Below are 26,500 nucleotides of genomic sequence, written 5' to 3'. Positions count from 1 at the left end.
CCTTGCATGCCCGTGCGCGGCGGGACGTCACGATAGCGCAAGCGTCCCGACCTCGGATAGGCACGGGTTGGAGGAGAAGGAACATGGCGGCCATTCGGCGACAAGCGACGACGATCTGGAAAGGCGATCTCGCATCGGGATCGGGGAAGTTCAGCGGCGGGAGCGGCGCCCTCACCGAGCTCCCGGTCACGTGGGCCTCGCGGACGCAGGCGCCGGGCGGAAAGACCAGCCCGGAGGAGCTGATCGCGGCCGCGCACTCGACCTGCTACGCGATGGCGCTGTCGCATACGCTCGCCGGCGCCGGGACGCCCGCGGAATCGCTCGAGGTCACCGCCGTCGTCGAGCTCGACACGGGCGCGGCCGACGGGCCGCGAGTGACGCGCTCCGCGCTCGAGGTCGTCGGCCGCGTGCCGGGGATCTCGAACGAACGCTTCGTCGAGCTCGCCCGGCAAGCGGACGAAGGCTGCCCGATCTCGAATCTGCTCCGCGGCGGCACGACGGTCACGCTGAACGCGCGCTCGAGCTGAGCGGCCGACCTCGCGAAGGGAAAGCGGCGCGCGCGCCGGCGCGTCATGCCCGCACGGCGGGCCTGCCGCCGCTCGCGCGAAGCCGCTCGTCGATCGTGCGGGCCAGGCGCCCCCCGGCCTCGGCTTCGAGGACGGCCTCGACTGCAACACACCACAGATCGTCGTGAGCGATCTCCCGGCATTTCACCGCGTCCTTCTCCGTGACGAGCACCGCGCCGTGCGGCGCGGGACGCAGATCCGCGGCCGTGATTTCGGCATGATCCGGCAACGGATGGCGGCATACGTCGAGGCCCGCGCGCTCGAGCATCCGGAAGAACCGCTCCGGATCGCCGATGCCGGCCACGGCGTGGACGGTGCGTCCGGCGAAGTCCGCGAGCCGCGCCGTGGCGCCGTCACGAACCCGGTACACGCGGCTCACGCGCAGCGTCATTCGCAACGCGCTCGACGGCACGCCGGCGCACGCCGACGTGCCGGAGCCCGACGCGGAGGAGGCCGTGCCGCCGTCGTTCACGACGACCGCGTCGACCGTGCCGAGCCTCGACGCCGGCTCGCGGAGAGGCCCGGCCGGCAGGCAGAGCCCGTTGCCGAGCCCGCGCCGCCCATCCACGACCGCGATCTCGAACGCGCGCGCCATCCGCCGGTGCTGCAAGCCGTCGTCCGAGATCACGACGTCGACGCCGCCGTCGGCGAGGAGCGCGCCCGCCGCAACGCGGTCGGGTCCCGCGCTGACGGGGACGCCGGTGCGCGCGGCGAGCAGCACCGCCTCGTCGCCGACGAGCGCCGGATCGTCGTCGGCCGCGACGTGCCGGGGCCACGAGCGTGCGCGCCCGCGATACCCGCGCGTGACGATCCCGGGAGACCAGCCCCGCGCGCGGAGCGTTTCGGCGAGCCAGATCACGAGCGGCGTCTTCCCGGTGCCGCCGGCGGTGACGTTGCCGACGACGACGACCGGCACCGGCAGCCGCACGCTCCGCTTCACGCCGCTCGCGTAGGCGGCGGCCCGAAGCGTGACGACGAGCCGAAACAGGAGCGAGAGCGGCCACAGCGGCCAACGCCACGCGCTCTCGCCGTACCAGATCGAGTCGACGGCCCTTGCGGTCTCCGCGCGCATGCCCGGCGCCTCAACCGGCGAACTGCATCCGATAGAGCGCCGCGTAGTGCCCGCCGCGCGCGAGGAGCTCCGCGTGCGTGCCGGTCTCGACGACCTCGCCGTCGCTCATGACGACGATCGAGTCGGCGTTCTCGATCGTCGACAGGCGGTGCGCGATCACGAGCGTCGTCCTGCCCTTCATCAGCGCGCCGAGCGCGCTTTGCACGCGCCGCTCCGACTCCGTGTCGAGGGCGGACGTCGCCTCGTCGAGGATCAGCACGGGGGCGTTCTTCAATATCGCGCGCGCGATCGCGATGCGCTGCCGCTGGCCGCCCGAGAGCAGCACGCCCCGCTCGCCGACCGGAGTATCGAGGCCTTCGGGGAGCGCCGCGGCGAACTCCGACACGTACGCGGCCTCGGCCGCATGCTCGATCTCCTCGCGCGGGCAGTTGCCGAGCGCGCCGTACGCGATGTTGTTCGCGATCGTGTCGTCGAAGAGCACGACGTCCTGGCCGACGAAGCTGAGCTGGCGGCGAAGATCCGCGAGCCGATAGCGGCGGATGTCCGTGCCGTCGAGCAGAATCTCGCCCTCGTCGGGGTCGTAGAACCTCGGCAGCAGGCTCGCGACCGTCGACTTGCCGCTGCCGGAGCGGCCGACGAGCGCGACCGTGCTGCCCGCGGGGGCGCGGATGTTCACGCGGCGCAGCACGCGCCCTCCTCGGCCGTACCCGAACGATACGTTCCGATACTCCACGTCGCCGCGTGCGCGCTCGAGGCGCTCGGTGCCCTGGTCGATCTCCCCGCGCGCGTCGAGTGTCTCGAACAGGCTCTCGGCCGCCGCGATCCCGCGCTGCACCGCGGCGTTGATGTTGATGAGGCGCTTGAGCGGCGCGAGCAGCGTGCCCATCGCCATCAGAAAGGCGACGAACAGCGACGCGCTCAGATCCTCGAGCATCCACTCGGAGAACGCGACGAGGATCACGGCCGCGACTCCGAGCGCGACCACGTACTGCGTCAGCGCGTCGCCCGCGGCCCGCGTCGCGGCGAGCCGCACGTTCAGCCGGAAGTTGCGCCGATTGATCGCGTCGAACTGTTCGCGCTCGTAGGCTTCGCCTTGAAAGACCTTGACGATGCGATGCCCGTGCAGCGATTGCTCGGCGACGCGCGTCACGTCGCCCATCGAGCTTTGAATGCGCGCGCTGTAGCGCCGGAACGCCCGGCTCATGTACCTGACCATGACGCCGATCGTCGGGCCGACGACGGCAACCAGCAGCGTGAGCTGCGGGCTGAGATACAGCATCACGCCGATCAGCACGAGGATCGTGAGACCGTCGCGGAGCAGCGTGACGATCGACGTCGAGATGGCTTCAGCCACCTGCTCCGTGTCGTAAGTGAGCTTCGAGATCAGCACGCCGGACGGGATGCGGTCGAGATCGCCGGCCGGCATCACGAGGTAGTGGCCGAAGAGCTCGTTGCGAAGATCGCGGATCACCGAGCGGCCGACCCAGCTGAACCCGTAGACTGCGAGAAAATCCATCACGCTGCGCACGCCGAACGCGAGCGCGATCAGGAGCGGTATGCGCCACGGAGAGTCGGCTGCGCGGCCCACGTCCTGCAGACGCTCGATCACGTCCTCGAGCAGAAACGGGAACACCCCGTTCGTGGCGGCATAGACGGCCATCGCGACCATCGCGCCCGCCATCGTGCGCCAGTGCGGCGCGAGGTAACCGAGCAGGCGGCGGTACACCGCGACGGCGTGCCGGTCCAGCACCGCGCGTCTCCCGACGGCGCGCCGCTCTCGCGGGGCACCGTCTTCCACGTCGCTCACCGCGCCCGGGAGCGGCCGCGGCTCTTCAGATGCCATTCCGTCGACTCGGGGCGGCTCACGCTTCCGGAGGGGTGATCGTCGCGATGTTGACGTGGACGAAGCCGAGCTGGCCGACCACGTCCATCGCTGTGACGACGGACTGGTGGGTGGCGTTCGCGTCCGCGCGGATGTAGACCGGCATGTTGCGGGCGTCGCCGATCAGCCGCTCGATCGCGGCGCGGAGCGTGCGCCGCTCGCTGTTCACGAGCGGCCTGCCGTTCACCGCGTATTCGCCCGCCGCGGTGATCGTGATCTCGAGAGTCTCGACGGGCGCGTCGGCCGGAGCGCTCGCGTTCGCTTCGGGCAACGTCAGATTGATCTCGGCCTCGCGCACGAAGCTCGTGGAGACCATGAAGAAGATCAGGAGCAGCAGCACGACGTCGATCAGCGACGTCAGGTTGATCTCAGGCTCTTCTCTTGATCGCGTGCTGAGCTTCATCTATCGCGCGGACCGACTCCGCGTACGGTTGCTGCGGAAGCGTCTCGAGAAAGTTCCACGCTTCCTTCTCCATCTTCACGACGAGCGCGTCCACGCGCCCGCGCAGGTATCGATAAGCGACTAAAGCCGGAATCGCGACGCTCAGGCCGGCGGCAGTCGTGATCAGCGCCTCCGAGATGCCCCCGGCGAGCGCCGCCGGGCTGCCGAGGCCGTTCGCGGTCAGCGCGGTGAACACCTTCATGATACCGACGACTGTGCCGAGCAGGCCCAGCAACGGGCTGATGCCGGCGATCGTGGCGAGCGCGTTCAGGTAGCGCTCGAGCTCGTGGACCACGTGCCGGCCGCTATCCTCGATGCGCTCCTTCATGAGCCCGCGGTCGGCGTGTCGGGCGGAGAGACCCGCTGCGAGGATCTGCCCGAGCGGGGAGTTTTGATGCAGCATCTCGAGATGCTCGGGCTCGAGCTCGTTGTACTTCAGCCATTCGCGGATCTGCGCGACGAGATCCTTGGGCAGCACGCGCTTTTGCTGCAGCGTCCACAGCCGTTCGAGGATGATCGCGACGGTCAGCACCGAGCACGCGATGATCGGCACCATCAGCCAACCACCCGCTTTCACGATCTCCCACATCCGCCGGCCCGCAAGCTCCGAAAGGTGCGCGCACTATAGCGCGTCCGGGGTCGAATGCACCACAAATCAACGGGCATTTCGAGAACCGCTGCTCGTTCCCGTCAATTCGTCTGCCAATAGCGACGCCGCCGCTCGCGCTCCGCGGTGAGCTCGACGCCGTTCTCGCCGAGCTCGATCGTCAGGGCCCCGACCTCGCCCGTGGTCAGAACGGCGGCCCCGCTCCGCTCCCAGCGCTCCACCACTTCGGGCTTCGGGAAGCCCCAGCGGTTCGCGTGCGCCGCCGAAACGATCGCGACCTCGGCCCGGGCGGCGCGCACGAATCGGGGCGTGGACGACGTCGCGCTGCCGTGATGCGCGACGACGACGACATCCGCGGCGACGCGCGGCCCGGAGGCGAGCAGACGCTCGCCGCGCGCCTCGATGTCGCCCGTGATCAGCAGCGAGCCGCCCGCCGCCGTGACCTTCAGCACGCACGAGCTTTCGTTGCCGCGCTCGGCGAAGTCAGCGGGCGGATGCAGCATCTCGAAGTGAACGCCATCCCAGTGCCAGCGCCGGCCGGCCGTGCAGACGCGGCCCGGAATCGCGGCGACGTCCGGCCCCTTGATGACCGCGGTCTCCGGAAACGCGTCGAGCACGGCCGGGACGCCGCCCGCATGATCGTTGTCCGAATGGCTCACGATCAGAGCGTCGAGCCCGACCGAGCGGCGCGCGAGCGCAGGCACGACGATTTCCCGGCCGATATCGAAGCCCGACGGGAAGCGCGCGCCCGCGTCGAAGAGGAGCCGATGCGCGCGCGTCTCGACGACGACCGCAAGACCGTGACCGACGTCGAGCACCGTGACCTCGGCGGTGCCGATCGCGGGACGCGGATCGAACGGCACGCAGACCGGCAGAAGCGCGCACCACGCGAGACGCCTGCCCGGAAGCGGCGGGGCGGCAAGCGCTGCGGCCACGCCGAGGAGCGCGAGCGCGACGACCGGCGGCGCCGGCTGCGGCAGCGCGAACGCGGCCCCTTCGACGCCCGCGGCCGCGTGTATCCCGGCCCACGCCCAGCTCGCGAGCCCGGCGGCCGCATGCACCAACGCCGGCGCGCCGATCACGTGCAGCGCGGACGCGGCGAGCGCCGCGAGCCCGAACGGCACCAGCACGAGGTCGAAGTACGGGATCGCGACGAGGTTGACGAGCGGCGACACGAGCGAGACCTCGCCGAAATACGCCGCCGCGATCGGCGCGAGGCCGAAGCTCATGCAGAGTTGCAGCGTGACGAGCGCGGCCGTCCACCGAGCGACGCGCCGCGCCGCTCCGGCGGGACGCACCCGCACGTCGCGCCGAAGCGCGACGAGCAGCAGCATCCCGACCGCGGCGAACGACAGCCAGAACGACGCGGAGAGCACGGCGAACGGATCGGGGATCACGACGGCGAGCAGCGCGGCCGCGAGGCCGTCGCCCCATCCGATCGCGCGCCGGCTCGCGGCGACCGCGAGCGCCGCGACGACCATGACGACGGAGCGCTGCACCGGCACGTCGAAGCCGGCGAGCGCCGCGTAGCCGACCGCCGCGAGCCCGGCAGCGACCGCCGCGGCCTCGAGATCGCGATGCACGACGGCCTGCGGGAGGCGCAGCCACAGCCGCCGCACGCAGGCGAAGACCAGCAGCGCGACGAGGCTCACGTGCGAGCCCGAGATCGCGACCAGATGCGTCGTGCCGGTGCGGCGCAGGTCGTCCCACTGCGCCTCCGTGAAGCCGAAGCGCTCGCCGATCGTGAGCGCCGTCAGGAGCGCGCCGGACGCGGCGTCGGGAGCGGACGCGGCGAGGAGCTCCGCCGCTTCTCGCCGCACGCGCAGCCACCAGCGCGCGAGCGACCACGGACCGTCCGGGGCGGCGCGGGCCGATCGGACGTACCCCGTGGCCCCGTAGCCCCGGACGAGCAGCCACTGCTCGTAGTCGAAGCCGCCGGGATTCGCGAGACCGCGCGGCGCCCACAAGCGGACGGTCAGCTCGAGCGATGCGCCGGGCTCGAGCAGCGCGGGCGGGTCGTACCAGCCGAGCCTCAGCCGTGACGGAACGGCGGGATCCCCGGCCTGCTCGACCGTGAACGAGAACGTCTTGCGCTCGGCCGTGCCGCTCGGGAAGTCGTCGACCCAGCCAGACACGGCGAAGTCGCTGCCCGTCAGCGCATCCGGCAGGCGGTCGTCGAGCCGGCGCTCCGCGGCGAAGCCCGTCCAGACGCTCGCGGCGATCGCGACGAGCAGCAAGCGGCCCGCCGGCCGCTCGAGCGCGGCGAGCGCGAGGATCGCGAGCGGCACGAGCCACGCCGGATCGGGCAGCCGAGGCAGCCGATGGACGCCGAGCGCGGCCGCGCACACGACGAGCGCCGCGAGCCGCAGGCCGAGGCTGCGTGCGCCGCCGCGCGCGGTGCCGGAAGCGTTTGCGGCCGCAGCGGGCACGCGCGGACAGAGCGCCGGCCGTCCGGACGCGCCCCGCTATGCGCTCGGGCGGAGGACGCCGTCCTTCAGCTCGAGCACGCGGTCCATGCGCGCGGCGAGGTCCGGATCGTGGGTGACGACGACGAGGCTCGTGCCGAGCGAGCGGTTCAGATCGAGCAGCAGATCGAAGACCCGCGCGCCCGTGGGCCGATCGAGGTTGCCCGTCGGCTCGTCCGCGAGCACGGCCGCCGGGCGCGTGACGAGCGCGCGCGCGACCGCCGTCCTCTGCCGCTCGCCGCCGGAAAGCTGCCCGGGCCGATGCTCGAGACGCTCGCCGAGGCCGACGCGCTCGAGCAGCGCGCGCGCTTCGCGCTCGGCTTCCGCGGCCTTCACGCCGCGGACGAGCAGCGGCATCGCGACGTTCTCGAGCGCGGAGAACTCGGGCAGCAGGTGATGAAACTGATAGACGAAGCCGAGCGCTCGATTGCGCAGCCGGCCGCGCTCGACGTTGCCGAGCCTGAGCATGCTCTCGCCGGCGACGATCACCTCTCCGGCGGTGGCGTCGTCGAGACCGCCGAGGAGCTGGAGCAGCGTGGTCTTGCCGGAGCCCGACGCGCCGACGATCGCGATGCGGTCGCCGGGCGCGACGGCCAAGTCGATGCCGCGCAGCACCTCGAGCGTGCGTCCGGCCTCGTGAAAGGTCTTCACGAGGCCGCGCGCGATCAGCACCGGCTCGCTCGCGGCCCCGCGTGCCTCCTCGGACATCGCCTCATTCATAGCGCAGAGCCTCGGCCGGCGGCTGGCGCGCGGCGGACAGCGCCGGGTAGATCGTCGCCGCGACCGCGAGCAGGAGCGCGATCAGGCAGATCTTCGCGACCTCCCCGGCGCGGATCCGCGTGGGAAGCTCGCCGAGGAAATAGACCTCCTCGGAGAGGAGATCGATGCCGAGCCACGCCTCGAGCAGCTCGACCACGCTGTGGAGCTGCGTGATCACGAGCAGCGCGAGCAGCACTCCGAGCAGCGTGCCGGCGACACCGATCATCGTGCCTTGGCTCGCAAACACGGACATGATGCTCCGCGGAGCGGCGCCGAAGCTGCGCAGAATCGCGATGTCGCCGCGCTTGTCGCGCACCACCATGACGAGCGTGGAGACGATGTTGAACGCCGCGACGGCGACGACCATCGAGAGAATCACGAACATGATCGACTTGCTGAGGCGTATCGAGTTGAAGAAGTTCACGTGCTGACGCGTCCAATCCGTGACGTAGACGCGCTGATCGAGCGTCTCGGCGAGCTCTATCGCGATCGCCTGGGCCGAGTAGATGTCGCGGACGGCCAAGCGCAGGCCGGTGGGGTCGCCGCCGGTGTTGAACAACCGCGCCGCGACGGCGATGTTCACGAGCGCGAGGCCGTGATCGTACTCGTACATTCCGGCGTCGAAGACGCCGCTGACCGTGAACGAGCGCTGGCGCGGCACGATGCCGACCGGTGTGACGATCGGATCGCGGGCGAGCGCGATCACGATCTCGTCGCCGACGCCGACGCCGAGCGATTCGGCGAGGCTCGCGCCGATCACGATCCGGTAGCCGTCCGGCGTGAGCGCGCCGAGCGTGCCCGTGCGCATCATTCCGCCGATCCCGGAGACGCTGGCCTCGAGCGCCGGATCGATGCCGCGCACCGTGACGCCCGCCGTCTTCTCGCCCGCGACGATCATGCCCTGCCCTTCGACGAACGGAGCGGCGCCGAGGACGTCGGGCCGCGCGAGCGCGCGCTCGCGCAGCGCGCGCCAGTCCTCCAGGGCCGTGAAGCTGTTGATCGACGCATGCGACGCGACACTCAGAATCCTTCGTTGGAGCTCGTACTCGAAGCCGTCCATCACGGACGCGACGACGATCAATACGGCCACGGCCAGCGCGATGCCAATCATCGAAACGAGCGATATGAACGAGATAAAGCTCTCGCGCCGGCGGGCGCGGAGGTAGCGAAATGCGACGGAGAGCTGATACGGCTGCCTCACGGCGTCGTCCTCCGGGCGCCGGCCGGTGCGTCGTCCGGGCGCACGAGAGCCGCTCGCGGGCACCCGCTCATTCGTAGCGCAGCGCTTCCGCCGGGCCGATCGCTGCCGCCCGGCGCGAGGGATAGAGCGTCGCCAGCACGGTCAGCGCGAACGCGATCACGGGGATCAGCGTGACGTCGACGGCGTGCACCTCCGAAGGCACTTCGGTCACGTAGTAGACGTCGCCGGGGAAGATGCGGAAATGGAAGGTTTGCTCGAGCCACGGAACGATCACGTCCACGTTCAGCGCGAGCGCGAGGCCGATCACGGTGCCGAGGATCGTGCCCGCGAGGCCGATCACCGAGCCTTGGACGAAGAAGATTTTCGCGACCCGGCCCGGCTCGAGGCCGCTGGTGCGGAGAATCGCGATGTCCTTCTTCTTCTCGGTGACCACCATCATCAACGAAGCCACGATGTTGAAGGCCGCAACGCCGACGATGAACATCAGAATGATCGTCATCATCGTCTTCTCGATGCGAATCGCGGTGAAGTAGCTCGCGTGCTCCTCGGTCCAGTCGGAGTACCGAAGGGACGTCTTCTCGAGCACGTCGCCGATCGAGGCACGAAAGAGATCCACGTCGAGCGCGTCGGCGAGCCGCACGGCAAGGCCTTCGACGCGGCCGTCGAGCCCTCCGATCACGCTCGCGTCCTCCACGTTCGCGAGCGCGAGGCCCTGGTTGTGATCGGGCACGCCGGCGTCGAACACGCCGGCGACGGTGAACGCGAAGAGCTTCGGCGTCAGCCGGCCGTGCTCGACCCTCGGCACGAGCACGTCCACGGTGTCGCCCGCGCCCGCGCCGAGGAGCGCCGCAAGCGTGCGGCCGAGAATGAGCCGGCGGCGGCCGGGCTCGAGCGCGTCGAGCCCCGCGCCGTCCACGATCGCGACGCTGTCGGCGATCATCCGCTCCCGCTCCGGAAGAACGCCGCGCACGACGGCGGGCACGAGGTTCGGGCCGGAGCGGAGCATGCCTTCGAGCGTCACGAACGGCGCGATGCTCTCCACACCGTCGCGCGTCGCGAGCGTGTCGGCGAGCGCCTGCCACGTGTCGAGGCCGCCCTCCGGCGAGGACAACGTCGCGTGCGCCGTCATCGCGAGAAGGCGCGTCCGCAGCTCCGACTCGAGACCGTTCATGACGGAAAGGATCACGATCAGCGCGGCCACGCCGAGCGCGACGCCGATCAGCGACGCGCCGCTCATGAACGAGACGATGCCGCGGCGGCGCCGGGAGCGAACGTACCGGAGGCCGACGAAGAGCTCGAGCGGTTGAAACATCGACGGCATTAAACCACACGCCGCCGCCGGCGGGAGGAAAGCCCGGAAGAAGGGAGAAATGTGACCCGCGCCGCAAAACGGCCCGCGCGTTGATTTCAGGCCCGAGGCCCGGTGCTATAGTCCGGGCGTTCCAGCGAGGATCGAGCCGATGCTGCCGAGGACGATTTTGGCTCTGCTGCTCGCGGCGTCGCCCGCCGCGCTCGCCGACGTGCTGCTGATCGACGGCCTCGAGAGCGCTCGGCAGAGCGCTTCGGAGCGCCCGGCCCGAGGCGTGACGATGGCGAGCGTCGAATCGAAGTTCGGCGCGCCGCTGCAGCGATACGACGCGGTCGGCGATCCGCCGATCACGCGCTGGGAGTACCCAGACTTCACCGTGTACTTCGAGTACGACCGCGTGATCCACGCCGTCGCGCGTCACGGCGCGGCGGTTGCCGCCGCCGGGCAAACCTCCGCGCGCGCCGCGCGCTGAATCCCGCCGGCGCGGCCGCCGAACGCGCGGCGCGCTGACCCCCGCCCGCGCGGCCGTCGAGCACGCCGCGCCGTCGCGACGGCTTCGCGCCGATCGCGTTCCGCATCGCCGCGGGCCCGCGGCGATGCGGGAACGGCCCCGCCCGAAGGGGTGTCGAAGCCATCCCGCCCTCCGGCTATGGAATAATTCCGGCTTTTGCCGACGACCCGATGGACCGGAACAGTCCTCTCGCCGGCCTTCCGCTGCCGGCGCCCGAATCGCCTCACGTCGTCTGGGGACACCTCCCGGGCGCGTCCGTTGCGCTCGCGGCCGCCGAGGCCGCCGCGCGCCACCGGGGGCCGGTCGTGATCGTCGCGCCGTCGGCGGCCGCGGCGGATCGGCTCGAGCGGGAAATCGCGTTCTTCTCCGGCGGCGCGCCGACGCACCGCTTCCCGGACTACGAGACGCTGCCGTACGAGCCGATCTCGCCGCCGCAGGATCTCCTCGCCGAAAGGCTGACCGCGCTCTCCCGGCTCGCGCGGCGCGAGCGGTGCACGTTCGTCGTCGACGCCGAGGTGCTGCTGAACCGGCTGCCGCCGCCCGATTTCATCGTGAGCCGCTCGCTCGAGCTTCGTGTTGGCCAGGTCGTCGACCGCGACACGCTCGTGCGGCGGCTCGTCGAGCACGGGTACATGCGCGTCGAGCAGATCACCGAGCCCGGCGAGCTCGCCGTGCGCGGCGCGCTCGTCGACATCTACCCCGCGGGAGCGGCCGAGCCGGTGCGCGTCGATTTCTTCGACGACGAGATCGAAACGCTGCGGACTTTCGACCCGCAGACGCAGCTCACGCGGGCCGAGACCGACGCCGTCAGCGTGCTGCCCGCCCGCGAATTCCCGTTCGATCAGGCCGGCATCACCGGATTCCGCCGGCGCTTCCGCGCCCATTTCGGCGGCGATCCGACGCAGTGCCCGCTCTACCGCGATATCTCCGAAGCGCAGTTGCCGGCCGGCGTCGAGTACTACCTGCCGCTCTTCTTCGATGCCACCGCGTCGCTGCTCGACTACCTGCGGCAGCCGGAAGCTTCGGCCGGCGGCGCGGACGAACGCGCGCTCGTCGTGCTCGTCGACGATGCCGAGGGAGGCCTCGAGTCGGGCTGGCGGCTGATCGAGGAGCGCTACGAGCAGCTCGCCGGCGACCTCGAGCGGCCGGTGCTCCGGCCGGAGGACGGGTTCTGGCGCCCGGCCGACGTGCTCGCGGCGCTCCGCGGCCAGCTGACGCTGAAGCTCGCGCACGGGGAGATAGAGGCCGGGCGCGCGGCGTTCAACGCGCCGGTCTCGCATCCGCTCTCGGCCGGCGCCGCCCCGGAGGCCGACCGGATCGCGCGCTGGCTCGACGGCGCGGAAGGCGATCGCACGTTGATCGTCACGTCGTCCCCGGGCCATCGCGAGATGCTCCTCGAGCTGCTCCGCGGCCGGGGCTATGCGCCGCACACGGTCCCCGGGTGGGCCGCGTTCCTCGACTCCGACGTGTCCCTCGGGATCGCAGTCGGCGAGATCGAGGACGGCTTGAGGCTCGGCGAGCGGCAAGTCCGCGTCATCACCGCCGAGCAGCTCGGCATGGAGCGTCCGCGCCAGCGCGCGCGGAGGCGGCGCCCGCCGCGTGATCCGGAAGCGGTCATCCGCGAGCTCACGGATCTCCGCGTCGGCGCGCCGGTCGTGCACGAGGACTACGGCGTGGGCCGCTACCAGGGCTTGAAGACGCTCGAGGTCGACGGCCTGCTCACCGAGTTCCTGCTGCTCGAGTACGCCGGCGGCGACAAGCTCTACGTGCCGGTGCACAGCCTCCATCTCGTCACGCGCTACAGCGGCGCGGACCCGGAAAACGCACCGCTCCATCGCCTCGGCACGGACCAGTGGGCGAAGGCGAAGCGCAAAGCCGCCGCGCAGGCACGCGACGTCGCCGCGGAGCTGCTGCACCTTTACGCGAAGCGGGCGGCGCGGGAAGGCATCCGATATCCGCCGGCCGAGGACGGGTACCAGCGCTTCGCGCTCGAGTTTCCGTTCGAGGAAACCGAGGATCAGCAGGCCGCGATCCGGCAAGTGCTCGACGACCTCACGAGCGGCAAGCCGATGGACCGGATCGTCTGCGGCGACGTCGGCTTCGGCAAGACCGAGGTCGCGCTCCGCGCCGCGTTCGTCGCGGTTCACGGCGGGCGCCAGGTCGCGGTGCTCGTGCCGACCACACTGCTCGCTCAGCAGCACTACCGCACGTTCGCCGACCGCTTCGCGGATTGGCCGGTCCGCGTCGAGCTGCTCTCCCGGTTCCGCAGCGCGAAGGGCGGCCGCGAGGTGCTCGACGGCCTGGCCGACGGCAGCGTCGACATCGTGATCGGCACGCACAAGCTCCTGCAGCGCGGCGTCGAGTTCAAGCGCCTCGGTCTCGTGATCGTCGACGAGGAGCATCGCTTCGGCGTGAAGCACAAGGAGCAGCTCAAGAAGCTGCGCGCCGAGGTGGACCTGCTGACGATGACCGCGACGCCGATCCCGCGCACGCTGAACATGACGCTCGGCGGCCTGCGTGATCTCTCGATCATCGCGACGCCGCCGGCCGAGCGACTCGCGGTGAAGACGTTCGTCGGCGAATGGCACGACCGGCAGATCCGCGACGCGGTGCTCCGCGAGCTCCGTCGCGGCGGCCAGGTCTACTTCGTGCACAACCGCGTCGAGAACATCGAGAGCATCGCGAATCAGCTTGAGAAGCTGCTGCCGGAGGCCTCGATCCGCGTCGCGCACGGGCAGATGTCCGAGCACGCCCTCGAGTCGGTGATGCTCGATTTCTATCATCGCCGCTTCAACGTGCTGGTCTGCACGACGATCATCGAGAGCGGCATCGACATCCCGACCGCGAACACGATCATCATCAACCGCGCGGACCGTCTCGGCCTCGCACAGCTGCACCAGCTCCGAGGGCGCGTGGGCCGGTCGCACCATCAGGCCTACGCGTACCTGATCGCGCCGCCGCTCCGGGCGTTGACGCCCGAGGCCGCGAAGCGCCTTCAAGCCATCGAGTCGCTCGAGGCGCTCGGGTCGGGCTTCACGCTCGCGACGCACGACCTCGAGATCCGCGGCGCCGGCGAGCTGCTCGGCGAAGGTCAGAGCGGCCAGATCGCGGGCGTCGGCTTCACGCTCTACAACGAGCTGTTGGCGCGCGCGGTGAAGGAGCTCAAGGAAGGCCGCGAGCCCGATCTCGACGACCCGTTCACGCACGGTCCGGAGATCGAGCTCGGTCTGCCGGCGTTGATCCCCGAGGACTACATGCCCGACGTGCACACGCGGCTCGTGCATTACAAGCGCATCGCGAACGCCCGCTCTCGGGAGGAGCTGGATCGGCTTCAGATCGAGCTCATCGATCGCTTCGGCTTGCTGCCGCCGCCGACGCGGACACTGTTCGAGATCACGTGGCTCAAGCTCCTCGCGCAGCGCCTCGGCGCCGTGAAGCTGCAGGCGGGCGCGAGCGGCGGCACGCTGCGCTTTGCGCAGCGGGCGAACGTCGACCCCGCGGCGCTCGTCGGCCTGATAGAGGACCAGCCCGCGCGCTTCAAGCTCGACGGGCCGTTCAAGCTCAAGTTCACGTGGCAGGCCGCGGCCGAGGAGCAGCGCATCCGCGAGGCCGAGAAGCTGCTGCTCCAGCTCGGCGCCGGCGAGCTCGAAGCCGCGGCGTGACGGCGCGGACGGCGGTCGTCGATCGCGCCCCGCGCACCGCCGCGCGCTCCGGTCCGTCGCCCGAAAGCGTCATATTTCGTCACCGACGCGCCGGTTTTCGGTCGCTATAATCGGCCGGATGAAGCTTCATCCGCTTGCTCGCGGCGTCACCGCATGCGCGGCCGTGCTCACGGTCGGCGCCGCGGCGCAGGAGCCCTCCGGCGGCACGAGCGTCGAGGCGCCGGAGCCGCCGGTGCCGCTCTACCGCGTCGAGATCATCGTCTTCGCGAACGAGGGCGGCGATCCGAACGAGGAATATTTCCGCCACCACGCCGCGCAGTCGACGCTGCGCGAGCTGGCCGACGCGGGACCGCTGCGCACGTTCGACTTCAGCCCGTGGGTGCCGGCCGATCCGTTCGCGGAGGATCCGTCCGGGGATACCGACGATCCGTTCGCGGACGCCGACGCAACGGCCGGCGGGCTCGGCGAGCGTCGCCGCGCGCGGCGCGAAGACGTGCTTCGCGCGAGGGTGGAAGCGGCCGCGTCGCGGGAAGGCGGTCTCGATCGGCCGGGCCGGGCGGGCACGATCGGGCCGGTCGGGTCCGAAAGCACACCGCCGGTGGAAGCCGACGGCGCTGCGCGCCCCGGCGCCGGTGGAACAGCCGAGCAGCCGGGAGCGCAGGCTGCGGACGGCGCAAGCGCGGCGGGCGATGCGAACGCCGCGGCGGCGCCGCCGTCACCGTTGGCGGGCCCGCCCGATCTCGCCTTCGCCCCGTTCCCGTTCCGACGGCTCGCGCCGGACGAGCTTCGCCTGACGGACGCCTACCAGCGGCTCGACAGTCTCGACGGCTACACGCCGCTCGTGCACGTCGGCTGGATTCAGGAAGGGCTGCCGCTCGAGGAAGCGCAGCCGTTCGACCTCTCCTATCTCGGCGTCGCGAACCCGGCCGGCTCGATTCGGCTGCACGTGAGCCGCTATCTGCACGTGACCCTCGATCTCGACTACCGGCCGCAGGCGGCTTTCGGCGCGCCCGGTGCAGGCGTGGGGGCGGCCGACGGCGAGGCGCCGGCCGGCGAGCCCGGCGCTCTCGGACCCTCCGGCCCACGAACCGATCCCTCGGGCGCGTTCGGCGGCGCCGCGGCCGGTGCAGGGCGCCCGGGCAGCGTCCGAAACGACCGGAGCGCGCCGGCCGGCGCGCGCCGCGGGCCGGGCCGCGACGCGTTCGCGCCGATCGAGCTCTCGGAGATCGCGCTGCCCCCTCATTACACGCTCTCGGTGGAGCGGCGCGTGCGAAGCGGGGAGATTCACTATTTCGATCACCCGCGGTTCGGCGTGGTCATCGCCGTCGAGCCTTACGAGGTGCCGGCGGAATCGTCGGACGACGTGCGCCCCGCCGCCTGACCGCGACCGCGACGACGCGAGGCGAGCCCGCCCGGGCCGTCTCTGCCCGCATCGTGGTCGCGGGTGGGAAGGGCGAGCCTGCGGCTAGCTGGCGTAGCTCTTCTTGGCGGCCGCGATCGACGGCAGCAGCTCGCGCCGCGCGCGCTCGACGAGCGCTTCCACACCGTCGTCCGCGCGCGGCACGCCGCCCACGACCGCGCGCGCGACGCTCACGTAGCGCCCCGACTTCGCGTGGGGATTGTGCAGCTTCAAGCCGCGGACGTTCTCGACGATCTTGTCGGCGAGCTGCTCCGCCTCGACGACCTCCTGGCCGAGCACGGATGCGACGAGGAGCGAGTCGCTGTGGCGCGCGCACAGGTCGCCGGCACGGCGCAACGTGCCGCTGATCTGCGCGCCGATCATTCGCACGCACGAGTCGGCGGCTTTCGCGCCGAACGTCCGGCGGTAGACGTCGAGCTCGACGATCTCGAACGCCATCAGCGCGACCGAGCGACGTTCCCGCCGAGCGATCGCGAGGTCGCGTTCGAGCATCTCCGTGAAATGCTCGTAGCGCAGCAGGCCCGTGGCCTGGTCGATGCGATTCATGTGGTCGAGCTTCCGGCGGGCGCGGCCGAGCTCGCGGCGCAGCAGGCCCACCTCGATGTTGGAGGCTGCGGACGCCGGCGGCGCCTCGCGCTGCAGAACGAGAAAATAGCGGACGTCGCCGCGGGCGTCGTGCAGCGGAGAGAAGCTCACGCGGCTCGTCCACGGCGTGCCGTCCTTGCGCGCGTCCGCGAGCTCCACGTCGACCGCTTCGGCGCGCGCCATCGCCGACTCGAGCTCGGCACGCGCGCGGCGATCCCCGGCGCGCCCGAGCAACGGCCAAGGTTTGCCGAGAACGTCGCCGGCGGCGTATCCCGTCATGGATTCGAACGCGGGATTCACGTAGATCACGGGTCTCGACGGATCGAGAGCGTCGAGGAGCATGACGGCTTCGGAGCTGCGGGTCACGATCTGCTCCAACGAACGGCGATCCAATGTGTTGTTGTTCGTTTCGGTCGCGATCTCCATCGAAATTATGTTCGATCAGCGCGCGCGACGGCGTCTATGATCCGCTTCACAGTGTCGGGCCGCTCCGCTCGACATAACTCGAAAGCGGTTCAGGAAATTCGCGGGAGCGGGAAAGGCAGAGCGCGGTTATGTCACGAAAGATCGGCGACGAGGCGTGCGAGCACGGCCGCGATTCGGCGCATGCCTTCGCTCAAGTTGCGCTCGATTTGATCGTGAATCGGCGCGCCGGACGGATCTCTGCCGGCCGCGTAGTTGATGCCGAGCGCGCAGATCGCGTAATTCATGCCGAGCTCGCGGGCGAGGACGGCTTCCGGCATCGCGGTCATCCCGACCATCGTGCAGCCGTCGCGCGCGAGGCGCTCGATCTCGGCTATGGTCTCGAGCCGCGGTCCCTGCGTCACGCCGTACACGCCGCCCCGGACCACGCGCTGCCCGCACGCTTCGGCGGCCGCGGCGATGCGCGCGGCGAGGTCGACATCGATCGGCTGCGCGAATTCCGCGTGCACGACGCCGCGCTCCGCGCTGCCGTAAGTGCTCTCCCGGCCCCACGTGTAGTCGATCAGCTGCTCCGGCACCGCCACGTCGCCGGGGTGGAAGTCGCGGGCGATCGTGCCGACGACGTTGACGGCGACGCACCGGCGTACTCCGTGCTGATAGAGCGCCCAAAGATTCGCGCGATAGTTCACCTCATGCGGCGCGATCGAGTGCTCCTCGCCGTGGCGGGCGACGCAAAGCACGCGGCGGCCGCCGATCTCGACCGTGAGCAGCGCGCTGCTCGGCGGCCCGTAAGGCGTATGCGACTGCGACCGCGCGACGACGTCGAGGCCGAGAGCCGGGAGGCCGCTGCCGACGACGAGGCCGAGCGTCCCGCTCATGTGCCGCTCTTCGGGGCGTCGACCGCGAGCAGCTCCGGCAAGCCGCGCCAATAGCCCCTGTAGTCCATGCCGCAGCCGAACACGTACACGTCCTCGACGTGCACGCCCTCGAAATCGACGCTCGGGCGGACCGCCGGCCGCGCGAGCGCCTTGATCGCGAACACGGCTTTGTAAAGCCTCTCGATCCCGAGCGAGCGCATCGACCGCTCGAGCTCGCCGAGCGTCACACCGCCGTCGAGGATGTCGTCGACGATCAGCACCGTTCTGCCCTTCAGCTCGGGCTTCGGCTCGACTTTCCAATCGAGCTCGCCGCCGGTGAGCTCGTGGCCGTACCGCGTCGGATGCACGTACGCGAAGTCGTATGGGAACTCGAAGCGCCGGCAGAGCTCGATGGCCGTGAACACCCCTCCGTGCATGACCGCGACGACGACCGGATTCGCGCCGGCGAGCAGCGCGGCGATGTCGCCCGCCATGCGATCGTAGACGGCGTCGACCTCCGGGGCCGACAGGAGACGGCGCGCGCGTCGGCGCGCCTCGACGGCGTCGGCGAGCCGGTCGTCGCGCATGACGTCAGCCGTGCAGGACGAGCTCGGGCCGCGAGCGAAGCGGCTCGAGCACCGCGCAAGCGCGGCGCCACTCCTCGGAAGCATGCAGCGCGTCCCAGCCTTGGCGTTGCCGCCCGCGAAGGCGCATCAGCCTGAGCTGCGCGGCGGGGTTCACGTAGCCTTCGAGGGCCGCGAGCACCTCGGGCACGGCTTCGGGCGCATTGCAAACCAGCACCAGGTCGCATCCGGCGTCGAGCGCCGCCTTCACGCGCTCCGCGTGCGACCCGCCGATCGATGCGCCGGCCATCGACACGTCGTCGGAGACGATCACGCCGCCGAACCCGAGCTCCGCCCGGAGCTGCGTGCGGATCCACCACGGCGACAAGCTCGCGGGCCGCGGATCGAGCCGCGGGAAGATCACGTGAGCGACCATGATCGACGGGAGACCGGCCGAGATCAGGGCCCGGTACGGCGCGAGATCGTCGAGAAGCTCCTCGTAGTCGCGCCCGTCCTCGGCGAGATCGGTATGCGAGTCGGCGCGAGCGCCCGCATGCGTCGGAAAATGCTTCGCGGTCACCGCCATCCCGGCCGCCGCCGCGCCGGCCATGAAGCGGCGCGCGAGGCGCGCGACGACGTCGGAGTCGCCGTGCAGCGCGCGGTCGCCGATCACGTCGGCGAGCTTCAGATCACGGTCGACGACGGGCGCGAAGCTCAGGTCGATGCCGACGGCGCGGAGCTCCGCCGCCATGAGCCAGCCGAACGTCCTCGCGGCGTCGAGCGCCGCCTCGGGCGCCTCGTCGTGCAGATGCCCGAGGCTGCGCATTGGCGGCAGCCGAAAGAACGGATCCTTGAAACGCTGCACGCGGCCGCCCTCCTGATCCACGGCGACCAGCAACGGCGGCTCGCGCACGGCATGGATGTCGGCGACGAGCCGCTCGAGCTGCTCGAGGTCCGCGAAGTTGCGCGCGAAGAGGATCACGCCGGCGACCAGCGGCGATTCCAGCATCCGGCGCTCGTCCGGCTCGATCGACGTGCCGCGCAGATCGATCATCAGCGGCCCCAGCGACACCTCGCACCTCCTCTGCACGCCGTCACTCGATGTCGACGACCGTTCCGACCGGAACGCGGTCGAACAGCTCGACGATCTCGTCGTTGCGCATCCGGATGCAGCCGATCGATCCGGGAACGCCCATCGGCTCGGAGTCCGGAGCGCCGTGAATGTAGATGTAACGGCGCATCGTGTCGACGTCGCCGAGCCGGTTGCGCCCGACCTCGGTGCCGGAGAGCCACAGAATGCGAGTGAGGACGAAGTCCCGGCCCGGGAACGCCCGCGCGAGCTCCGGCGTGTAAATCTCGCCCGTGAAGCGACGGCCGCGGAACACCGCGCCGGGCGGCGCGCCGGCGCCGATTTTCGCGCGCACGACATGCCGCCCCCGCGGCGTGCGGAAGCTGCCGCGGCGCTCGCCGGGCCCGTGCTTCGACGTCGACACGCGGTACTCCCGCACGAGCTCGTCGTCCTCGAGCAGCTCGAGCGACTGGCGCTCGAGGCTCACACGGATTCGGGTCGTCATGCGCCGCGCTCCGCGTCGGACCACGCGCAGTATGGATGCTCGACGAGCTTCACATTGTAGTAGCGGGTCAGGTGCGTGACCTCGGCGCCGATCCACGGGGGCCGCGCGAAGTGCTGTCCTTCGTGCTCCAGCTCGATCTCGGCCACGACGAGCCCGGCGTTCCGGCCGTGAAACTCGTCCACCTCCCATTCGAGGCCGGCGTACGGAACGAAGTGACGCGTCTTCTCGATCCGCGGCTCGGGCGAGGCGGCGAGCAGCGCTTCGGCGTCGGCGACGGGGATCGGGTATTCGAATTCCTCGCGCACGGCGACGAGGCCTCCGACCTTGATGTTGAGCCACGCCCGCTCGGCACCGACGCGCACGCGCACGGACGCGCGCGGCCCGTTCGCGAGATAGCCTTGGCTCATCCGCTCGGTACGAACCGCCGCACGCCGCCACTCGTCGCCCGAGACGAGAAACTTGCGCTCGATCTCCCGCCCCACGCCCGTAACCTAACCCACCGCCTCGAACAGCGCCATCGCCTCGACATGATGAGTGTGCGGGAACATGTCGAGGACGCGCGCGGCCCGCAATCGATAGCCCTGCTCGGCCACGAGCACCTTCGCGTCCCGGGCGAGCGTCGCCGGATGGCACGAGACGTAGACGACGCGCCGCGGGCGCGCTCGCCGGAGCTCGGCCACGGGGACCTCGGCTCCGGTCCGCGGCGGGTCGAGCACGACGACGTCCCAGTGCTCGCGATAGAACGGCCACTCGGGTTGCGTCAGATCCGCGGTGATGAAGCGGGCGTTGGAGATCGCGTTCAGCGTCGCGTTGCGCACGGCCCGGCCGACGAGCCCGGCCTCCCCCTCGACGCCGAGCACCTCGGCCGCGCGGCGCGCGAACGGCAGCGAGAAGTTGCCGAGCCCGCAGAAGAGATCGAGGACGCGATCCTCGGGACCGACACCGGCAAGCTCGACGGCTGCGCTCACCATCCGCTCGTTCACCGCGGCGTTGATCTGCACGAAATCGGTGGCCGCGAACTCGAGCGTGACGCCGAACTCGGGCAGCGAGTAAGTGAGCGTCCGCGGCTCGGGGCCCAAAGGCTCGACGGTGCCCGGCCCGCCGGTCTGCACGTGCATGTCGATGCCCCGCTCGGCGCCGAACGCGGCGAGGCGCGCACGATCCTCGCTCCCCGGCGGCTCGAGCACACGCAGCACGATCGCGGAGGCGTGCTCGCCGACGGCGACCTCGGCCTGCGGGATGCGGCGCTTCAAGAACGTGCCGGCGATCGCGTCGGCGAGATCGCCGATCACGGTGTCCATCGGTGGAGCGAGGACAGGGCAGCCCGACATGTCGGTGATGTACGGCGCGGCGCGCTCGCGGAAGCCGACGAGCACTCTGCCCTTCGCGTCGACGTACTTGATGCCGAGGCGGGCTCTCCGCCGGTAGCCCCACTGCGGGCCGACGATCGGCGCGAGCCATTCCTCCGGCGCGGTGCCCGCGATGCGGGCGAAGGCTTCCTCGACGACCCGCTGCTTGAAGCGAAGCTGCGCGTCGTAGGTCATGTGCTGGAGCGCACAGCCGCCGCAGCGCCCGAAATGCGCGCACGGAGGCGTGGCGCGGGTCGCGGCCCGCTCGACGATCCGCACGAGATCCGCCTCCGTGAAACGGCGCCGGCGCCGCCGCGGCGCGATCACGACTCGCTCGGCCGGCAGCCCGCCCGGGACGAACACACGGCGGCCGTCGACATCGGCGATCCCCTGCCCGTCGTGCGTCAGGTCGACGATGGCCGTCTCGATTTCGATTCGCTCAGGGGCCGCCACGAGCCGAACGCCACGCGTCGAGGAAAGTTCGAAGATGAGGCTGCTCGGACTGCTCGAGCTTCGCTTCGAGCCGCTCGCACTCGGCGTCGTAGCGGCTGCGGTCGTAGACACCGCGGATCAGCTGGAAGCGCAGATAGATCAGGTACGTGTTGAGAACGTCCGTTTCGCAATAGTGGCAGATCTCGGCCAGCTCGCCGCGCTGATAGCACTCCCATACCCGATCGCCGCTCATCCCGAGCTTGCCGGGACAACCGAGCAGCTGCGCCACGAGCTCGAGCGACGCGCGACCCGAGGACTGGTAGCCGGAGAGCACGTCCATCAAATCGAGATGCCGCCAGTGGTAGCGGTTCATGTAGTTGTTGAAGCGAAAGTTAGGATCGGAGTCGCCGGTCTCCCAGTAGCGCGCGGCGCTCACGCCGTGCTTCAGGCAGCGGTAGTGCAGCACGGGCAGGTCGAACCCGCACCCGTTCCAGGAGACGAGCTCGGGCGCATAGCGGTCGAGGCCGTCGAAGAAGCGCCGCAGGATCTCCTGCTCCGGCTCGCCGTCGGCGCCGAGGCTGAACACGTGCAGGTCGTTCGGCGTCCTGAGCACGGCGGATATCGCGACGACCCGCTGCTGCGGCAGCGGCAGAAAATCGCTGTTCCGCGCCTGCTTCTGCTTGAAGAACATGATCTTCGCGACCGCGCCGTCGTCGAGCTCCGGAACGCCGTACAACCGCCGGCCGAGCTCGACGTCCGGCACCGTCTCGATGTCGAACACGAGCGTGTTCACGCTCGTCCCCGCCCGCGAAAAGGTGTCAGACACCATTTTTCCCCTCCAAAAAGGTGTCTGACACCTTTTTTTCTTGTCGAAGCAGCACGGCGACGGCGAGCACGAGCCCCGCTTCGTCCGTCAGCGTGAGATAGCCGGCGCCGATGCCGAGCTTCTCGCACATCGCTCGGCCGCGCGGCGAATAGATGACCTGCGGCTGCCCGAGTCGATCGGGCACGGTGCCGACATCCCGCACCCACATGCCGTTCGCAAATCCCGTACCCATCGCTTTGACCACGGCCTCCTTCGCGGCAAAGCGCATCGCGAGAAAGCGCGCGGGGTGCTTGGTGCGGGCAAAGAGCTGGTACTCCTCGTCCATCAGCACACGGCGCGCGAAAGCGTCGCCGAAGCGCGCCACGGTGCGCTCGACGCGCTCGAGCTTGACGATGTCGGTGCCGATTCCGAAGATCACGACGCGAGCTCGGACCGCCGGGAGCGTGTCCCTCCTACAACCCTCTGGTCACGATGTCCTTGAGCACGGCCCGGCTCTTCAGCGGCTGCTCGCCGAGGTACTCCTGCAATACGCGCCCCAGCAATCGCCTGGCGGCCCGCAAGCTCTCTTCGTCGTCGAGGGTTTCGCAGCGCAAAGCGATCAACTCGCGGCCGGTGTAGGCCTGCTCCTCGGCGACGCGTTCACCGGCGGACCGGGGACCGCGCTCCACGTCGTACAGGTACCGGCCTTCCGGCTGCAGCGGCTCGCCGCTCTCGATGTCGCAATCGAGCTCGAGGCCGTAACCGAGCGCGCGCAGCAGACGAAGCTCGAAGAGCCGCAGCGCGCGCGCAACGCTCGACGATGCGTTGAGGCTCGAAAGGCAGTCACTATAGCAGGAAAACAGCGCCTCGTTCGGATCACCCCTGGCGAGCAGCCTGAGCAGCAGCTCGTTGACGTAATACCCCGCGAGAAGGCGCTGCGCCGTGAGCTCGAACGCCGAGCCCCGAGCTTCCACGTGCGTCAGCCGGCCGAGCTCGCCGCGCCGGCTCCAGGACAGCGAGAGCGGCACGAACGGCTGCAGGAGCGCGCGCTGCCCGCGGGGCGAGCGCCGCGACCCGCGGGCTACGAGCCCCACCCGACCGTGCCCGGGGGTGAGGCACTCGAGGAGCTGGCTCGTGTTGCGGTACGGCCGCTGATGCAGCACGAAAGCCTGCTCGAGGAGGACGGTCTCTCTGTCGCTCATGAGTCGATCGCCGCGGGCCGCGATGCTCGCCTGCGCCTCATTCTCTCATTCCAGATCGTAGCCGAGGCGGCCGAGCTCCCGTTCGCTGTCCGACCAGTGCTCGCGCACCTTGACCCAAAGCTCGAGGTGGACGCGGTCGCCGAGGAGCTTGCGCAGCTCGAGCCTCGCCTCCCGGCCGGCCTGCTTCAGGACGGCGCCGTCCCTGCCGATCACGATCGGCTTGTGACTTTCGCGCTCGAGCCAGATCAGCGCGTGCACGAGCCATTGGCCGTCCTCGTTTCGCGCAAGATGCTCGATCTCGACCGTGAGCCCGTACGGCACCTCCTGCCGCAGCTGATTCATGAGCTTCTCGCGGATCACCTCCGCGCTCCGGAATACGACGTCGCGATCCGTCTTCACCTCTCGGGGGAAGAGCGGCGGTCCCGGCGGCAGCCTTCGAAAGAGCTCTGCGACGAGGCCATCGAGATTCTCGCCCGTGCGCGCCGAGACGGGCACGAGCGCGGCGAACGCAAGCTCGTCATCCAGACGCTTCAAAAGCGGGAGCAGCTTCGACCGCGGCCGCACGAGATCGACCTTGTTCAGCACGAGCAAAGTCCGCTCGCGGCGCGGCTTCAGCATGTCGGCCACGTCGCGGTCCTCGTTCGTGAAGCCGCGGGCGTCGACGACGTGCAGAATCAGATCGCACTCCTCGATCGCGTGAACGACCGCACGCGCCATCAGCCTGTGGAGCGCGCGCTTCGAGCGGCGCGCGTGCCCGGGCGTGTCGACGAACACGGCCTGGTCCCCGTCGCGGTTCAAGATGCCGAGAATGCGGTGCCGCGTCGTGTGCGGCTTGGGCGTGACGATGCTGACCTTTTCGCCGACGAGCGCGTTCAGCAACGTCGACTTGCCGACGTTCGGCCGGCCGACGATCGCGACGAAGCCGGAACGCGTGCCGGCGTCACTCGCGCTCACGCGCCAGCTCCGCGAGCATGACGGCCGCGGCCTGCTGCTCCGCGAATCGCCGGCTGCGCCCGCGCCCGACGGTTTGCGCGTCGCGCTCGCCGACCGTGCAGACGACCGTGAAGATCTGCTCGTGCTCGCGACCCTGCACCGAATCGACGCGATAGACCGGCAGGGGGAGACCGCGGCCCTGGAGCCACTCCTGCAGCCGCGTCTTCGGATCCTTCAGGTCCGCGGATTCGGGAAGCCGCTCGAGCCGATCGGCGAAGAGCCTGTCGACGAGCCGCTCGGCCGCGGCGTGCCCGGCGTCGAGCAGCACGGCGCCGATCACGGCCTCGAGCGCGTCGGCCAGCACGGCCGCCCGCTGCGCGCCGCCCGAGCGCAGCTCGCCGCGCCCGAGCACCAGCTGACGATCGATGCCGATCTCGCGGCCGATCGCAGCGAGGGTCGACTGGTTCACGAGGGCGGCACGGGCGCGGCTCAAATCCCCTTCGCTGTCCTCGGGACGCAGATCGTAGAGCCGCCGTGCCACCGTGAAATTCAAAAGCGCGTCGCCGAGGAACTCGAGGCGCTCGTTGTTGTGCTTGGATGCGCTTCGATGCGTGAGCGCGAGCTCGAGCAGGTCCTGGTTCTCGAAGCGGTGCTGAAGGTGACTCTCGGCCCAACGGGCTCGAGAGCTCACCGCCTGATCTCGACCGTCTTGTCGAACGTCACGAGGAACCAAATATCTGCGAGATATCGAGTGCGGTTGTCGTACTGGATGCGGACCTGATAGCCGTTGCGGGCTTGATTGATCTTAACATTCTCGTCGGGAAGGTCTATGCCCTCGACGTCGAAGCGTTTGCCGAGCGCCACCCGTATCTGGCCCGGCGTGGCATTGGTGCCGTCGAGCTCCTGACGCACGTCCTCGAGGACCGTGGCGAGGCGCATGTTCTGGAGGTACATCGGCACGAGCTTGAGACCGGCGAGACCGACGACGCCGACGAGGCAAGCGAGGATCAGGAAGCCGATCAGCGTGATGCCGCGCTGGCTACGGCGCCGGCCGGGCACGCTCATTCGATTGACTTTCCGATGCGGCTCCAACGCGGCCCCCCCTCGCTCAGCGAGCGCCAGCTCATCCAGATCCGCTCTGCCCGGCCGACCAGCTTGTCCTCCGGGATGAACTCGACGCCCGGGAAGCGGCTGTCGCGGCTGTTGTCGCGGTTGTCGCCCATCACGAAGTAGTGCCCTTCCGGCACCTTGTACGTGCCTCCCCGGCTCAACGCACCGCGGGTCAACAGCAGCAGATGCTCCTGATCGCCGAGCTTCTCTTCGGCGAGCGTGAGATCCGGGTCGGCCGGATAATCCCCGAGGATATCGAGCGGCACCTTCTCGCCGTTGATCGTCAACTGCTTGCTGCCCCGGTCGTACTGCACGATGTCGCCGGGCAAGCCGACGACGCGCTTGATGTAGTTGATCGACGGATCCGACGGCAGCCTGAACACGACGACGTCGCCGCGCTCGGGCTCTCCGATCTCCACGATCTTGGTATTTAGTACCGGGAGCCGCAGCCCATACACGAACTTGTTCACAAAAATGAAATCGCCCTCGAGGAGCGTCGGCATCATCGAACCGGAGGGAATTCTGAACGGCTCGAAAAGAAACGAGCGCAAGACCAGGACCAGCAACAACACCGGAAAAAAGGATTTCGCGTACTCGACGACGATCGGCTCTCTGACGGCGCCGCCGTCGCCGGCGCTCCCGCGCATGCGCTTGAAGATCAGTGCATCGAGCGCCCAGATGAGCCCGGTCACGAAAGTCGCCAGAACGAGAATCAGCGCAAAATCCAAGGGCGGTTACCTGCGAAAAGTTTCGACGGCTTAGGGAGTTGCC

At 70.1% G+C, this 26,500-nt stretch carries 26 protein-coding genes; 4 read left to right on the top strand and 22 right to left on the bottom strand.

What is annotated here, in order from left to right; translation table 11 throughout:
- Positions 1-83: 83 nt before the first annotated feature.
- The gene (locus VF329_13020; GenBank protein HEX7081928.1) at positions 84-527 is read left to right on the top strand and encodes an OsmC family peroxiredoxin; all 444 of its coding nucleotides are present in this window, start codon (positions 84-86) and stop codon (positions 525-527) included.
- Positions 528-570: 43 nt separating this feature from the next.
- Here VF329_13020 and lpxK read toward each other — a convergent pair whose 3' ends face one another.
- The 8 genes from lpxK to VF329_12980 form a co-directional block, all read right to left on the bottom strand.
- Positions 571-1,638, bottom strand: a complete 1,068-nt coding sequence (gene lpxK, locus VF329_13015; GenBank protein ID HEX7081927.1) for a tetraacyldisaccharide 4'-kinase — start codon at positions 1,636-1,638, stop codon at positions 571-573.
- 10 nt (positions 1,639-1,648) lie between these two features.
- Positions 1,649-3,481: a lipid A export permease/ATP-binding protein MsbA gene (gene msbA / locus VF329_13010; protein ID HEX7081926.1), complete on the bottom strand. Its 1,833-nt coding sequence runs from the start codon at positions 3,479-3,481 to the stop codon at positions 1,649-1,651.
- 19 nt (positions 3,482-3,500) lie between these two features.
- Positions 3,501-3,923 (bottom strand): biopolymer transporter ExbD, encoded by a 423-nt coding sequence (locus VF329_13005; protein ID HEX7081925.1) that lies wholly within the window; start codon positions 3,921-3,923, stop codon positions 3,501-3,503.
- A complete protein-coding gene (locus tag VF329_13000) occupies positions 3,889-4,551 on the bottom strand; it encodes a MotA/TolQ/ExbB proton channel family protein (GenBank protein HEX7081924.1) in 663 nt (220 codons plus the stop codon). The genes VF329_13005 and VF329_13000 overlap by 35 nt, the downstream gene beginning before the upstream one ends.
- Before the next feature lie 101 nt (positions 4,552-4,652).
- A complete protein-coding gene (locus tag VF329_12995) occupies positions 4,653-6,998 on the bottom strand; it encodes a DNA internalization-related competence protein ComEC/Rec2 (protein ID HEX7081923.1) in 2,346 nt (781 codons plus the stop codon).
- A 36-nt stretch (positions 6,999-7,034) separates the two neighbouring features.
- Positions 7,035-7,754 carry an ATP-binding cassette domain-containing protein gene (locus tag VF329_12990; protein ID HEX7081922.1) on the bottom strand — a complete coding sequence of 240 codons (720 nt, stop codon included), beginning with the start codon at positions 7,752-7,754 and terminating at the stop codon, positions 7,035-7,037.
- The gene (locus tag VF329_12985) at positions 7,747-8,994 is read right to left on the bottom strand and encodes a lipoprotein-releasing ABC transporter permease subunit (protein ID HEX7081921.1); all 1,248 of its coding nucleotides are present in this window, start codon (positions 8,992-8,994) and stop codon (positions 7,747-7,749) included. Before VF329_12985 ends, VF329_12990 begins: the two co-directional genes overlap by 8 nt.
- 67 nt (positions 8,995-9,061) lie before the next feature.
- Positions 9,062-10,306 (bottom strand): lipoprotein-releasing ABC transporter permease subunit, encoded by a 1,245-nt coding sequence (locus VF329_12980; protein HEX7081920.1) that lies wholly within the window; start codon positions 10,304-10,306, stop codon positions 9,062-9,064.
- 148 nt (positions 10,307-10,454) lie between these two features.
- Here VF329_12980 and VF329_12975 point away from each other — a divergent pair, with 148 nt between their 5' ends.
- The 3 genes from VF329_12975 to VF329_12965 all read left to right on the top strand — a co-directional run bounded on the left by VF329_12975 (position 10,455) and on the right by VF329_12965 (position 15,857).
- Positions 10,455-10,775 (top strand): hypothetical protein, encoded by a 321-nt coding sequence (locus tag VF329_12975; protein ID HEX7081919.1) that lies wholly within the window; start codon positions 10,455-10,457, stop codon positions 10,773-10,775.
- A 209-nt stretch (positions 10,776-10,984) separates the two neighbouring features.
- Positions 10,985-14,476: a transcription-repair coupling factor gene (mfd, locus tag VF329_12970; GenBank protein ID HEX7081918.1), complete on the top strand. Its 3,492-nt coding sequence runs from the start codon at positions 10,985-10,987 to the stop codon at positions 14,474-14,476.
- 118 nt (positions 14,477-14,594) lie between these two features.
- Positions 14,595-15,857 carry a CsiV family protein gene (locus tag VF329_12965; GenBank protein ID HEX7081917.1) on the top strand — a complete coding sequence of 421 codons (1,263 nt, stop codon included), beginning with the start codon at positions 14,595-14,597 and terminating at the stop codon, positions 15,855-15,857.
- Between the two features lie 84 nt (positions 15,858-15,941).
- Here the strand turns inward: VF329_12965 and VF329_12960 are convergent, their stop codons facing one another.
- The 14 genes from VF329_12960 to lepB form a co-directional block, all read right to left on the bottom strand.
- Positions 15,942-16,907, bottom strand: coding sequence for a diguanylate cyclase (locus VF329_12960; protein HEX7081916.1), 966 nt, complete (start codon positions 16,905-16,907; stop codon positions 15,942-15,944).
- 131 nt (positions 16,908-17,038) lie between these two features.
- Positions 17,039-17,782: an S-methyl-5'-thioinosine phosphorylase gene (locus VF329_12955; GenBank protein ID HEX7081915.1), complete on the bottom strand. Its 744-nt coding sequence runs from the start codon at positions 17,780-17,782 to the stop codon at positions 17,039-17,041.
- Positions 17,779-18,348 carry a hypoxanthine-guanine phosphoribosyltransferase gene (locus VF329_12950; GenBank protein HEX7081914.1) on the bottom strand — a complete coding sequence of 190 codons (570 nt, stop codon included), beginning with the start codon at positions 18,346-18,348 and terminating at the stop codon, positions 17,779-17,781. Before VF329_12950 ends, VF329_12955 begins: the two co-directional genes overlap by 4 nt.
- Before the next feature lie 4 nt (positions 18,349-18,352).
- The gene (gene nagZ, locus VF329_12945) at positions 18,353-19,396 is read right to left on the bottom strand and encodes a beta-N-acetylhexosaminidase (GenBank protein ID HEX7081913.1); all 1,044 of its coding nucleotides are present in this window, start codon (positions 19,394-19,396) and stop codon (positions 18,353-18,355) included.
- Between the two features lie 22 nt (positions 19,397-19,418).
- Positions 19,419-19,898, bottom strand: coding sequence for a L,D-transpeptidase (locus VF329_12940; GenBank protein HEX7081912.1), 480 nt, complete (start codon positions 19,896-19,898; stop codon positions 19,419-19,421).
- Complete coding sequence (locus VF329_12935) at positions 19,895-20,380, bottom strand: CYTH domain-containing protein (GenBank protein ID HEX7081911.1); 486 nt, start codon at positions 20,378-20,380, stop codon at positions 19,895-19,897. The genes VF329_12940 and VF329_12935 overlap by 4 nt, the downstream gene beginning before the upstream one ends.
- Positions 20,381-20,389: 9 nt before the next feature.
- The gene (gene rlmD / locus VF329_12930; protein HEX7081910.1) at positions 20,390-21,700 is read right to left on the bottom strand and encodes a 23S rRNA (uracil(1939)-C(5))-methyltransferase RlmD; all 1,311 of its coding nucleotides are present in this window, start codon (positions 21,698-21,700) and stop codon (positions 20,390-20,392) included.
- Positions 21,687-22,508 carry a 3'-5' exonuclease gene (locus VF329_12925; GenBank protein HEX7081909.1) on the bottom strand — a complete coding sequence of 274 codons (822 nt, stop codon included), beginning with the start codon at positions 22,506-22,508 and terminating at the stop codon, positions 21,687-21,689. The genes rlmD and VF329_12925 overlap by 14 nt, the downstream gene beginning before the upstream one ends.
- Positions 22,498-22,923: a holo-ACP synthase gene (gene acpS, locus VF329_12920; GenBank protein HEX7081908.1), complete on the bottom strand. Its 426-nt coding sequence runs from the start codon at positions 22,921-22,923 to the stop codon at positions 22,498-22,500. The genes VF329_12925 and acpS overlap by 11 nt, the downstream gene beginning before the upstream one ends.
- Before the next feature lie 34 nt (positions 22,924-22,957).
- Positions 22,958-23,686: a DNA repair protein RecO gene (gene recO, locus VF329_12915; GenBank protein ID HEX7081907.1), complete on the bottom strand. Its 729-nt coding sequence runs from the start codon at positions 23,684-23,686 to the stop codon at positions 22,958-22,960.
- Between the two features lie 45 nt (positions 23,687-23,731).
- Positions 23,732-24,640 carry a GTPase Era gene (era, locus tag VF329_12910; protein HEX7081906.1) on the bottom strand — a complete coding sequence of 303 codons (909 nt, stop codon included), beginning with the start codon at positions 24,638-24,640 and terminating at the stop codon, positions 23,732-23,734.
- Positions 24,627-25,310, bottom strand: a complete 684-nt coding sequence (gene rnc / locus VF329_12905) for a ribonuclease III (GenBank protein HEX7081905.1) — start codon at positions 25,308-25,310, stop codon at positions 24,627-24,629. Before rnc ends, era begins: the two co-directional genes overlap by 14 nt.
- Entirely contained in the window at positions 25,307-25,684 is a 378-nt protein-coding gene (locus tag VF329_12900) for a DUF4845 domain-containing protein (GenBank protein HEX7081904.1), read from the bottom strand. The genes rnc and VF329_12900 overlap by 4 nt, the downstream gene beginning before the upstream one ends.
- Positions 25,681-26,457 carry a signal peptidase I gene (gene lepB / locus VF329_12895; protein HEX7081903.1) on the bottom strand — a complete coding sequence of 259 codons (777 nt, stop codon included), beginning with the start codon at positions 26,455-26,457 and terminating at the stop codon, positions 25,681-25,683. Before lepB ends, VF329_12900 begins: the two co-directional genes overlap by 4 nt.
- Between the last annotated feature and the right edge of the window lie 43 nt (positions 26,458-26,500).

This window comes from Gammaproteobacteria bacterium, assembly GCA_036381015.1.
GTDB lineage: Bacteria > Pseudomonadota > Gammaproteobacteria > Steroidobacterales > Rariloculaceae > ZC4RG20.
The sequence above is the reverse complement of the archived record's forward strand: the minus strand, read 5'-3'. Positions and strand labels throughout refer to the sequence as shown.

What these genes read in the sequence shown, in the direction of transcription:
- VF329_13020 (HEX7081928.1), top strand. Translation starts at nt 84, where the DNA reads ATGGCGGCCATTCGGCGACAAGCGACGACGATCTGGAAAGGCGATCTC.
- lpxK (HEX7081927.1), bottom strand. Translation starts at nt 1,638, where the DNA reads ATGCGCGCGGAGACCGCAAGGGCCGTCGACTCGATCTGGTACGGCGAG.
- msbA (HEX7081926.1), bottom strand. Translation starts at nt 3,481, where the DNA reads ATGGCATCTGAAGAGCCGCGGCCGCTCCCGGGCGCGGTGAGCGACGTG.
- VF329_13005 (HEX7081925.1), bottom strand. Translation starts at nt 3,923, where the DNA reads ATGAAGCTCAGCACGCGATCAAGAGAAGAGCCTGAGATCAACCTGACG.
- VF329_13000 (HEX7081924.1), bottom strand. Translation starts at nt 4,551, where the DNA reads ATGTGGGAGATCGTGAAAGCGGGTGGTTGGCTGATGGTGCCGATCATC.
- VF329_12990 (HEX7081922.1), bottom strand. Translation starts at nt 7,754, where the DNA reads ATGAATGAGGCGATGTCCGAGGAGGCACGCGGGGCCGCGAGCGAGCCG.
- VF329_12980 (HEX7081920.1), bottom strand. Translation starts at nt 10,306, where the DNA reads ATGTTTCAACCGCTCGAGCTCTTCGTCGGCCTCCGGTACGTTCGCTCC.
- VF329_12975 (HEX7081919.1), top strand. Translation starts at nt 10,455, where the DNA reads ATGCTGCCGAGGACGATTTTGGCTCTGCTGCTCGCGGCGTCGCCCGCC.
- mfd (HEX7081918.1), top strand. Translation starts at nt 10,985, where the DNA reads ATGGACCGGAACAGTCCTCTCGCCGGCCTTCCGCTGCCGGCGCCCGAA.
- VF329_12965 (HEX7081917.1), top strand. Translation starts at nt 14,595, where the DNA reads ATGAAGCTTCATCCGCTTGCTCGCGGCGTCACCGCATGCGCGGCCGTG.
- VF329_12960 (HEX7081916.1), bottom strand. Translation starts at nt 16,907, where the DNA reads ATGGAGATCGCGACCGAAACGAACAACAACACATTGGATCGCCGTTCG.
- VF329_12955 (HEX7081915.1), bottom strand. Translation starts at nt 17,782, where the DNA reads ATGAGCGGGACGCTCGGCCTCGTCGTCGGCAGCGGCCTCCCGGCTCTC.
- VF329_12950 (HEX7081914.1), bottom strand. Translation starts at nt 18,348, where the DNA reads ATGCGCGACGACCGGCTCGCCGACGCCGTCGAGGCGCGCCGACGCGCG.
- VF329_12940 (HEX7081912.1), bottom strand. Translation starts at nt 19,898, where the DNA reads ATGACGACCCGAATCCGTGTGAGCCTCGAGCGCCAGTCGCTCGAGCTG.
- VF329_12925 (HEX7081909.1), bottom strand. Translation starts at nt 22,508, where the DNA reads ATGGTGTCTGACACCTTTTCGCGGGCGGGGACGAGCGTGAACACGCTC.
- recO (HEX7081907.1), bottom strand. Translation starts at nt 23,686, where the DNA reads ATGAGCGACAGAGAGACCGTCCTCCTCGAGCAGGCTTTCGTGCTGCAT.
- VF329_12900 (HEX7081904.1), bottom strand. Translation starts at nt 25,684, where the DNA reads ATGAGCGTGCCCGGCCGGCGCCGTAGCCAGCGCGGCATCACGCTGATC.